The sequence below is a fragment of the Psychrosphaera sp. genome (genome assembly GCF_982872775.1).
The window spans coordinates 79,864-91,025 of the sequence record NZ_CEYNSH010000008.1; the positions used below are offsets into that span (position 1 = coordinate 79,864).

Consider the following 11,162-nt stretch of genomic DNA (forward strand, 5'->3'; position numbering starts at 1 on the left):
AAAGCTAATTGCGTTAGCGTCTTTAACTCTTGTTTGCATTCCATCAAAGCTCTCTACTTCATTGGACGAATAAGCTAAGCCTACCGACCAGTTTTCATTTATGAAGTGTTGTGCGCTAAGTATTGAAGAGGTCACGTCAACTTCAGTATTTCGCATAACTCTAACTGACACAGAAGTGCGTTGGTTGAAGTAATGTGTTCCGTCGACCCCAACAATTGGTTTACTGTCTTCGTAATCACTAACAAATACACCTAAAGCTAAATATCGTTCTTCCCCCAGATGACTAAAATATTTTGTCGATGCTGAAACTCTATCAAAGCTACTATCGACATCGACTGTCACACCCAAATAATCTTTCCCTTGTATGGCATGCGTGTATTGTAAGCCTAAGCTCGTGTCATTATCTGAAAATGACTCCGAATTACCGTAAGGAGACTTATAGTCGGCGTCATATCTAGTGTGTTCGATATTAACGAGTAAATTAGGTTGTACTAAATAGCCTAAAGTAATACTCGCTGTCGACCCATCTACAAAATCACTATCGGTCGTTGAATAAGAGCCACCTAACTGCCATTGATTGTGGAACATTTCACCGCCAAAACCAAAATTCGAATCAGAGTGGTTGGTGTAGCTACCAAAGACATTATTAGTCGTATTAATGTAATCGAACTCGTTTAATGGCCCTAATGTGTTTTTCTTTTTAAGATAGTAAATCGTACTTATTGCTGTCGAATTATCAGTAGAACGTTGTTCATCAAAATTGGCGTGAGTCAATTTAGTAATTGATTGATATTCGTTAGCAAACACTGAAGTCGACGCCAACAATAATAACAGTGGTGAAATTCGCATAAAGTTTCCTTTTAAATAGACATTGTCATAGAACTAATAAGAGAAAACCGCTTTATAAATAACTCTTGTTGTTCAACACCATGACGTGTTGTTCTAGTTATAACAAACGAGTCGATAAACTGATGTTATGAAATGTAATTTTTTGTAAAACTTAAAAGTACTTAGATATTTTTTAACTTTTTTCGATTGCAATAAAAAAGGCCAGCAATCGCTGACCTTTCATTCTGAGACTCATTAAATAAAGCCTCTACATTGATTATTGCTAATGGTATTAAAGCTTAAATACCACTTTTGCGTAACCAAATCGGCCTTGGCCTGTATGTGTGGAGTTAACAAAGCCCATGAAGTCATGATGACTGAATGGCGGTTCTTCGTTAAACAAGTTAGTTACACCTAAAGTAAACGTTGTGTTGTCGTCAACTAAGTAGCTAAACGTTACGTCGACTGTGGTCATTGCATCGATAGTTTTGTCACCAAAACCAGCGTCTGCACTTCCCGCGAACTCGCCAATGTAGTTAACCGCTAAGCTAGCGTTCATGTCTTCAACCGCCCATGAAGAGTTAAATGTCCAACGTACTTCTGGTTGTTCAAAGTCACCTTCTACCGCGTTAACACGTTGACCGCCATTGGCACCTGGGCGTAAATCTTCAAATTCAAGTACGTAGTTTAATACGTAGCTGAAGTTAAACGCACCCATGTCCGTATCTAGACCATATTGAACATCAATGTCTAAACCAGAGGTATTCAAGTCACCAATGTTTTGGAAAGAGTCATAGATAGTAACAACTTCACCTGGATCTCTTGGATCAGCTGTTGGCAAACGGTCAACAACGGCAGGATCAGCACCGAAGTTTGTAAACACAAACTGAGTATCTGAATCGATGATGTTTTCGATTGCATAGTTGTAGTAATCAACCGAAAGACTTAAGTCATTCTCGAATTCATAGATAACACCGACATTGTAGCTTTCAGATTCCTCAGGGCCTAAATCAGGGTTACCTTCAAATACAGCAGTGTACTCTTGAGGCTCACACGCTTTGTTTACGTTACCAACCGCTTCACAACGTACGCTATCAACTAGGTTAGGAGACTCATCGGTACGGCCCAAACCAAGTTGGTGCAACGAAGGTGCTCTAAACGCTGTACCCCATGAACCACGAACCGTCATGTCTTCATTTGGCGTCCACATGAAAGCAACTTTAGGGTCAGTAGTCGTACCGAAGTCACTGTAATCTTCGTGACGAATCGCGAACTGCATCTCAACGTTTTCAAGTACTGGTGCACCTAATTCGGCAAAGATAGCGGTATTATCGCGCTCACCATTGGCTTGAGTTGCCTCAGTACCAAAGATTTCACCACGGATGTATTGGTCGTCTGGGTTATCACTGATTGATTCAGTGCGGTGCTCAAAACCAACACCTAACATTAATTCACCGTGTTCTAAGTCCATAATTGAACCAGACACAGAGCCGTCAAATGAACGGTTGGTTGATTTACCGATACGGTTCGTCGTTGTTTCGATATAAGCTAAAGATTCTGCAGAGTTTGAAGAAGGCTCAAACGGGTTCCACATACCTGAATCAATCGCTTCTTGAACTCGACGCATGTTAGGGAAACCATCTACGCCTTGTTCAGTGGTTTCGTTTTTGATGTAGCTATAAGCTAATTCCCAGTCCCAGTTATTTGTGAAACCTTTCAAACCAATAACGCTACGGTAGTAATCTGTATCCGCTTCTTTTTTACGGTTACCGATATCAACCATACGACGACGCATAGTCAAGTCTTGTTGGTAATATGGGTGAGTTGGATCATTAGCAAATGGATGGTTTACGTTGTCACCGTCCATGAATAATTCGTTAAAGCTTGGGCTACCCGCACCTTTGATTGTCGAACGTGCATTTTGACCGTTTAGCTCAGTAAACGCCGACATAGAGTCAGTAATTTCATAGCTACCCATGTAATTGAAGCTAAAGCGCTCAGTTGAAGGGACCATGGTCATATGTGGCGCATAATCGTAACGACATAAGTCACCTACGATTTGATCCGCTGGACATACATCATTACCAAACGTATCAGGCATACGGTCTGTTGGATCTGAACGGAGTGCAATCGTACCTGGGAAGCCAGATGAACTTCTAAAATCTACCGCATCAGGACGACCCGTTAATGCCGCTTGGTTTGCTGATTTTGAGTAGTCACGGTCAGCGTACATGATTTCGCCACGCTTGTAGTAATCAACGATGAACGTGTGATTTACACCTTCACCACCGCTGCCCCACAACATGCTAAAGTTTTGTTCATCGCCTCCACCGTCGCTCGTACCACCGACTTTAGCAGAAAGCTCTACACCCTCAAAGTCATCTTTAAGAACAACGTTAATTACACCTGCGATTGCATCTGAACCATAAGTTGCTGATGCACCGTCTTTTAGAATATCAACGCGTTTGATCGCTGATAATGGAATATTGTTGATATCTACGAATGCTGTATCGATACCCTTAGCAAAAGGCGAAACAGAAACTCGACGGCCATTTACTAAGATAAGTGTTGAGTCTGCACCTAAACCACGAATAGAAACACTCGAACCACCGTTTGCTGTGTCATCCGAACTATTACCCTGAGTCGAGAACGTTCCCTGACCAGAAATAGGTAATTTAGTGAATAAACCGATTAGGTCAGTTACACCTGTCTTGGCGATATCTTCTGATGAAATCGATGTTAAAGGAGACGGGCCTTCTAAATCTTGGCGTTTAATATGAGAACCAGTGACTTGAATACGTTCCACTGACTCATCTACTTTTACTTCGTCGGCAAAAGCAAGAGTGCCAGTGCTGGCCAAACCTAGAATGATCGCGCTTGCTACGCGGGCCTTTTTAAAGCTAACTTTCTTTTTCATTATATTTCCTTGTTAGAAATGTGATAATCCATCTATTAAGTACTACTTACGTTTTTCCAAACGAACTCATAGACTTAATGTCAATAAATCAAAATAGTAGAAGTATTACAAGCCCTACCAGAGAAAAGTTAGTAAAAAGTTTTACTGCTTTTGTTTATTTAGATTTATTTATGCATACCTATTCATAACTATACACTTCTTGACCTTAGGCCTTGAAAAATGCGTACCTCAAAGAAAATCAATCACTTTTTAACCACTTAATCAGGTGCAAATATTCAATTTTTATTTGTCAATAGTTCAGACTGAAAAAAACACAAAATTTGTTTAAAAAACAACCTTTGATTTTGTCGAAAAAAACAGTAAACTTGCCGCCCTTTTTTGGAACAGCCTTTGGCTAGCGTCTTATATAGGTAGGTATACAGTTAATGCAGATAGGTCCTTACACCTTAGACAACAATCTTATTGTTGCACCTATGGCGGGAGTGACAGATCGGCCATTTCGACAATTATGTCGAAGACTGGGTGCCGGCCTTGCGGTTTCGGAAATGCTTTCTTCTAACCCAAAGGTGTGGAAGACCGACAAATCCTTAAATCGAATGGACCACATGGGTGAGACAGGATTGCGTTCTGTACAAATCGCCGGTGCAGATCCTGACTTGATGGCAGAGGCAGCTGCGTTCAACGTTAAAAACGGTGCGCAGATCATAGACATCAACATGGGTTGTCCAGCCAAAAAAGTGAACAAGAAAATGGCGGGTTCCGCTTTAATGCAATATCCAGAGCTGGTCGAGAAAATCGTCAAAGCTGTGGTAAGTGCGGTTGATGTCCCAGTGACATTAAAAACACGTACGGGCTGGAACCCCGAAAATCGCAATGGTGTGGAAATCGCGAAAATCGCAGAACGGAATGGAATTCAAAGTTTGGCGATACACGGTCGAACCCGCGCTTGCATGTATAAAGGCGAAGCGGAATACCACACTATTAGAGAAATTAAGGAAACGGTAAGTATTCCTGTGGTTGCAAATGGTGATATCAGAACACCTCAGCAAGCAAAGGAAGTCTTAGAGTTTACTAAAGCCGACGGTCTTATGATTGGTCGTGCTGCGCAAGGTCGACCTTGGATTTTTCGTGAAGTCGACCACTTTTTACGTACCGGTCACATTCTGGCGCCACCAGAGAAGGAAGAGGTTCGTAGCATATTGTTGGAGCATGTCGCGAATTTGCACCAACTATATGGCGATGTGATGGGGCCCCGGATTGCTAGAAAGCATGTCGGGTGGTACCTAGAGGATCAAGACACGGATAAGTCATTTCGAAAGCAATTTAATGCTATTGAGTCGGGTGAAGTTCAGCTCGATACATTAAATGCGTTTTTCGAACAAATTTAATTGAATTCTGTTGTCGGGCACAACACGGCAACCATTAGTCTTAACAATTTTAGAGAGAAGAAGTAAACAATGTTTGATCAAAACGTACAAACTCCGTTCATTACAAATGCGCACATTCAAACAGCTGACAAGCCTCAGCCGTTACGTAACGAAGTTAAAAAAGCAGTTCGTAACTACTTACAAACGTTAAATGGTCAAGATTCTACTGATGTATATGAGTTGGTTTTATCTGAATTAGAAAAGCCACTTCTAGAAGAGATTATGACTTACACTCGCGGCAACCAAACAAGAGCTGCGAACATGTTAGGCATTAACCGTGGCACACTTCGCAAGAAGTTAAAAAAATACGGTATGAACTAATTCGGCTGCGGCCGGCACCGCAAAAAGCACCTTAACAGGTGCTTTTTTGTTTCTGAACTAAAATTCTTACAACTACATAAATAAAGGTTATATATTCAATGGATACATTACGACCTGTTCGCCGCGCACTTATCAGCGTTTCGGACAAAACTGGTATAGTAGAATTCGCGCGCACGTTGGCATCTCACGGAGTTGAGATCTTATCAACGGGTGGAACCTTCAAACTACTTACTGAAAACGGCGTAAACGCAATTGAAGTTTCTGATCACACAGGTCACCCAGAAATCATGGATGGTCGTGTCAAAACCCTTCACCCTAAAATTCACGGCGGTATTTTAGCTCGTCGTGGTCAAGACGAAGCTGTTATGGCGGACAACAACATCTCAGCTATCGACATGGTCGTTGTTAACCTTTACCCATTTGCCAATACAGTTGCAAATCCAGACTGCACACTTGAAGATGCAGTAGAAAACATCGATATCGGTGGACCAACGATGGTTCGTGCAGCGGCGAAGAACCACAAAGACGTGACAATTGTGGTCAATGCGAGTGACTACACTCGTATTACTGAAGAATTAAACACTAATGAAGGCGCAACAACACTCGAAACACGTTTCGATCTTGCGATTGCGGCCTTTGAGCACACAGCACAATACGATGGCATGATTGCCAACTACTTCGGTACAAAAGTACCTGACTACTCAGAAAACAAAGATGAAGTAGAGCAGTCTAAATTCCCACGCACTGTAAATATGCAGTTCACTAAAAAGTTAGAGATGCGTTACGGTGAAAACAGTCACCAAGCGGCGGCGTTCTATACAGAAAACAACAGCCAAGGCGAAATGGAAGCCTCTATTTCAACAGCCAAGCAGCTACAAGGTAAAGCATTGTCGTACAACAACATCGCTGACACAGATGCGGCCCTTGAATGTGTAAAAGAATTTGATAAACCAGCATGTGTCATTGTCAAACACGCAAACCCTTGTGGTGTTGCGGTTGATGATTCAATTCTTGCTGCGTATGACCGCGCGTTCAAAACCGACCCGACTTCAGCATTTGGTGGCATCATTGCATTCAACCGTGAGTTAGACGCGGACACCGCTGAAGCTATTGTTTCACGTCAGTTCGTTGAAGTTATTATTGCTCCATCAATCAGCTCAGAAGCAGCCCAAATAGTGGCAGCTAAAAAGAATGTACGTTTATTAGAGTGTGGTGAGTGGTCAAACAAAACCACAGCACCTGATATTAAGCGCGTAAACGGCGGCCTTTTAGTTCAAGACCGTGACCAAGGTATGATCACTTTAGATGACTTAAAAGTTGTTTCTAAAGTTCAACCGACTGAAGAACAACTTAAAGACTTATTGTTCTGCTGGAAAGTGGCTAAATTCGTTAAATCAAATGCCATTGTTTATGCTAAAGACGGAATGACTATTGGTGTAGGCGCTGGTCAAATGAGCCGTGTTTATTCAGCAAAAATCGCTGGTATAAAGGCGGCTGACGAAGGTTTAGAAGTGCCGGGGTCAGTTATGGCCTCAGATGCGTTCTTCCCATTCCGCGATGGCATTGATGCGGCGGCAGAAGCTGGTATCAAAGCAATCATCCAACCTGGTGGCTCAATGCGTGACGAAGAAGTTATTGCAGCGGCCGACGAGCACGGAATTGCAATGGTATTTACAGGTATGCGCCACTTCCGTCACTAAACTATTCTGGCCGTTCCGATTAAGTCTTTAGCCTTTTAGGTGCTGCCATTAAAGTTGAAGTGTATAGAGGTGCTAGAAGTCAGTTAACACCTATACAATATCGAAGTAAAAACAGCGATTTTGGTTTATCCAAATCGCTGTTTCTTTTATCAACTCTTTGCATTGCTTGTCGTTTTGTCTTCTCTTCAATTTAATTTTATTCAATGCTACTCAACTTGTAACTCGCCATTACTTCTAAAAAATTTGATTTAACTAAATTAGAAACACCCAAAGTCAAAAATTCCAAAAAATTATAATATAAGAAAAATATTTTCATTCCACTTACAATATCAAAATTATATTAGAATTTTCTTACCCACCTTTAAATATCAACTTTTACACTTCCTTTTAAGTATTTACTCTACATTTCACTCGCATTTTGGCGCAAATAAACAATTTGCAATCATTCTTAAATTGACTATTTTATGGTCTGAGGTCACACCTCACAAACATAAAAATTAAAAAATAATCACCGCACACACTTGTGCAATAAAGTGATATTAATCAACAGGAAATTTAAATAATGAAGATAATTAAAGCGAGTATCATTGCAGCTTGCCTGCTGTGTTGCCATGCATTTGCGAATGAAGGAGTCGCATTTGTCCATGGCACAGGAAAACAAACTAACGCGTACGATGATTACTGGACTGGATCATTTATAAGCAACGTGACAAAGGGTTTACCGAACTCTAACAATTTCACGGTCATTAACTGCGACTTTGAGCAATACATGTGGCGCGATGGTGCCGCTGGATGTTTAGCGAGTCAGCTAACCAGCTTTATTAACGCCAAAAACATCACCAACTTAAAAATAATCACCCATTCTAATGGCGGCAACGTCGTTCGCTGGATTATGTCGAATCCAACATGGGATTCACGCTATCCAAATATTATTAACAAAACCTCTCGAGTCATAGCAATTGCTCCTTCTAGTGGTGGTACGCCTTTGGCCGATGCTGTCGTAAATGGCAACGCCTTTGAATCTACACTTGGTTGGTTATTAGGTTTTGCCAATGACGCAGTCAAAATGCAGCAAGTTTCTTGGATGGCCTCTTACAATGCGAGTTGGCTATATGGTACTCCAGGTCGACCAGGCCTACCCGTCATCTTTGAAAACATTGTAGGTAGTGATGTTGACTCAGCAATATGGGATGGCGATTCTTATTGTGCTGGTTATCAGAATCAAGTTGCATTAGAAGTGACACAAAACTGGCTTGATTCGTGTTCAGATGGTTTTCTCAATTGCTCGTCTCAGTCACTTGCAGGCTCCACCTGGTTTACTGATAAGAGTAAGACCAGAGGCAGAGAGCCACTTAGCCACCAGCAAAGTCGACGTAACTGCTTTAACCTTCCATCAATCATCAGTACACGTATCTAGGAGCTGATCATGAAAAATATGACGTTTTTGACCTGCTCACTCACTATGTGTGCACTTCCTCTGCTGTTCAGTGGACAGGTTGCAGCCAAACAAACCGTATATCAATACAAACAAGTTCAAGCCAAAACAACACCTCAAACCTCTATTTCCAAAACGAGCCAGGAATACTGGCAAACGTATAGTGGTAAAGAGCTGAAAGCCGGTATAGAACTCAGTATCACGGACAACGAGCCACTTATCAGAGTCGCGCCGAAAGCACGCTTTGATAATGGCCAGGTATTCAAGCCTAAAGGTTTAGAGTTAAAGCAACTTAAGTTAGTTGATAAACAAACCCGCAAAGAGTTGAAAGCTCAACGAAAAATGAGTCAACAGCAAATGCGTGACGCTGGGTTTGATGACGGCAGTATTGCACTGGCAAGTATTGGCCAAAGTAAGAATGCTATTTTAAAAACAGAACAAGCCTTAAATGATTCAGACAAGTATCTTGTTCATGTCATTGAAAAACGCTCCAAACATATTTTAAAGGCCAAAAACCAATTCAAAAAAGCTCATAAGAGTGACTCACTCGAGTTAGAGCTCGAATTAAATGGTAAAAAGCCAAAGAAACAGCAAGTTCAGCTACGCTTAAATAGTTCTAATGATGAACAGGTTAACCTCGAGTTTGACGGTAACTCTGTCTATTTTGATCAACCGCTTCGAGAGCTTGGTGCCAGAAATGGTTATTACGAAATTGAAGCATTGGTCACTATGGACGTTAACGGTGAACAATTAAAGCGCTCTATAAAAATGCCATTTAGTAATGAACTTCAAACGGCAAGTGTTGGCTCTGAGTCATATCAAGTAGCTAACAATCGCGTAGACGTGAGTATTCCGGTTACCGCTGATATGCCAGGAAGGTACTCGATTAAAGCAACGCTTGCTGAAAGACAAAAAGGCAAGCTCAAGAAACTGGCTACAATTGAAGTTGCCCGGCATGTTGATCATGTAGATACGTTTGATTTGCCTTTTCAACTTTCAAAGAAAGCCAAAGGTAAGTACACCCTGGTTGATTTGGAGCTGACGGACCAAACGAGAATGATCAAAATGTACCCTAGTCAGGGCAGCAGTGACAACGTCGACGACGTCACTCTACCCATTAGGCGTCGCTAGCCTTTTTTCACTAACTAAAGGGATTTCGGTTTTATCGAAATCGTAATAAAAAGAAGACAAATTCGTTTGTCTTCTTTTTTTGTTTTACACATTGAATCTCGTGAAACACTTTTATTGAAATGTGTTTCTTGAATTGTGCGTTTTGGGTTATATACTGGGCAGTAACTTCAAGATAGTTCTATACTTTTTAGAAGCGAGTCGAACCGTTTTAAAGAAGTAAACCTAATCACCTTTTACTCACCACAGATTCAAAAAAGAGGTCAATATGCAATACAATACGTCCGAACTATGCGACACCTTCGCAGAACATGTTGATGTGCTTGATCCAATCTTTGAACACTATGGAGGCATAACGTCCTTTGGCGGCCAAGTGCAAACATTAAAATGTTTTGAAGACAACGCTCTCATTGCAACCATTTTACAGCAAGACGGTCGAGGAAAGGTTTTGGTTATTGACGGTGGCGGCTCTACCCGTCGTGGTTTAATCGATGCCGAAATTGCAGAATTGGCTACTGAGAATAATTGGGAAGGCCTAGTCGTTTATGGCAGTGTTCGTGAGGTCGACGCGCTAGAAGACCTTAATATAGGCATTTTAGCTCTTAACTCGATTCCAGTGAGTGCTGATGACCAGGGAATTGGCGAGGAAGATGTAGCGGTCAATTTTGCAGGCGTCACTTTTTTACCGGATGATCATCTATACGCAGATAGTACGGGTACTATACTTTCGGCGGATCCTTTGGATATTGAATAGCGATAAAACAGTCATGACACAATATTTAAATTACATTGATGTTAGTGATATTCAATCATACAAAAATAAGCGCGATAACGAACGTCATGTCGCCGATGATGTCTTCTTACCCGATCCAGCAAAAACAATAAAAGAAAACCTGACGTCAGCAAAAGCCAACGGCGTTAAGTTTATTATTGTTGGGATTCCTGAGGACATTGGCCCTAGAGCAAATTGCGGTAAGGGGGGATGTAAACACGGTTGGCAGCAATTTCTTCCTGTTTTCTTTAATCAACAAAGCAATCAGTTTTTTGACTGGTCCCAAGTCATGTTACTAGGTAGTGTCGAGGTTGACGATCTTCAAAAGCAAAGTAACCATGCCGTCATTTCAGATCATAAACTTGTCAGCTTAAGAGAGTTGGTCGGCCGGTTAGATGAGAGAGTAACTGAGGTACTAACACCTATTTTTGCTGAGGGTTTTCATGTCATTGTGATTGGTGGAGGGCACAATAACGCCTACCCTATCATCAAGTCAGTCAACAGCGCACTCAATCAAAAGGTGTCCTGTGTAAATCTAGACCCACATGCCGATTTTCGTGACATGGAAGGGCGCCATTCTGGTAACCCTTTTAGATATGCTCACGCTCATGGTTTCTTAGAGAAGTACTGTGTG

General features: G+C 41.5%; 9 protein-coding genes. 7 read left to right on the top strand and 2 right to left on the bottom strand.

The genetic code is table 11. The annotated features are described in order from the left end of the window. Both AC4E96_RS04105 and AC4E96_RS04110 read right to left on the bottom strand, forming a co-directional pair. On the bottom strand, positions 1 to 849 hold an 849-nt coding region (locus AC4E96_RS04105), incomplete at its 3' end, for a putative porin (RefSeq protein ID WP_490254971.1). Positions 850 to 1,120: 271 nt separating this feature from the next. Then, complete coding sequence (locus AC4E96_RS04110; RefSeq protein WP_490254972.1) at positions 1,121 to 3,745, bottom strand: TonB-dependent receptor plug domain-containing protein; 2,625 nt, start codon at positions 3,743 to 3,745, stop codon at positions 1,121 to 1,123. Between the two features lie 425 nt (positions 3,746 to 4,170). Between AC4E96_RS04110 and dusB the strand changes: the two genes are divergently transcribed. The 7 genes from dusB to AC4E96_RS04145 all read left to right on the top strand — a co-directional run. Further along, positions 4,171 to 5,133, top strand: coding sequence for a tRNA dihydrouridine synthase DusB (gene dusB / locus AC4E96_RS04115; protein ID WP_488031689.1), 963 nt, complete (start codon positions 4,171 to 4,173; stop codon positions 5,131 to 5,133). Positions 5,134 to 5,202: 69 nt separating this feature from the next. Beyond that, complete coding sequence (fis, locus tag AC4E96_RS04120; protein WP_208831440.1) at positions 5,203 to 5,493, top strand: DNA-binding transcriptional regulator Fis; 291 nt, start codon at positions 5,203 to 5,205, stop codon at positions 5,491 to 5,493. 98 nt (positions 5,494 to 5,591) lie between these two features. After that, positions 5,592 to 7,193 carry a bifunctional phosphoribosylaminoimidazolecarboxamide formyltransferase/IMP cyclohydrolase gene (purH, locus tag AC4E96_RS04125; protein ID WP_490254973.1) on the top strand — a complete coding sequence of 534 codons (1,602 nt, stop codon included), beginning with the start codon at positions 5,592 to 5,594 and terminating at the stop codon, positions 7,191 to 7,193. Positions 7,194 to 7,755: 562 nt separating this feature from the next. After that, entirely contained in the window at positions 7,756 to 8,610 is an 855-nt protein-coding gene (locus AC4E96_RS04130) for a lipase family protein (protein WP_490254974.1), read from the top strand. Between the two features lie 9 nt (positions 8,611 to 8,619). Then, positions 8,620 to 9,759 (top strand): DUF4785 domain-containing protein, encoded by a 1,140-nt coding sequence (locus tag AC4E96_RS04135; protein WP_490254975.1) that lies wholly within the window; start codon positions 8,620 to 8,622, stop codon positions 9,757 to 9,759. A 265-nt stretch (positions 9,760 to 10,024) separates the two neighbouring features. After that, complete coding sequence (gene rraA, locus AC4E96_RS04140; RefSeq protein ID WP_488031693.1) at positions 10,025 to 10,510, top strand: ribonuclease E activity regulator RraA; 486 nt, start codon at positions 10,025 to 10,027, stop codon at positions 10,508 to 10,510. A 13-nt stretch (positions 10,511 to 10,523) separates the two neighbouring features. After that, a partial coding sequence (locus AC4E96_RS04145; RefSeq protein WP_490254976.1) for an arginase family protein occupies positions 10,524 to 11,162 on the top strand: 639 nt, incomplete at its 3' end.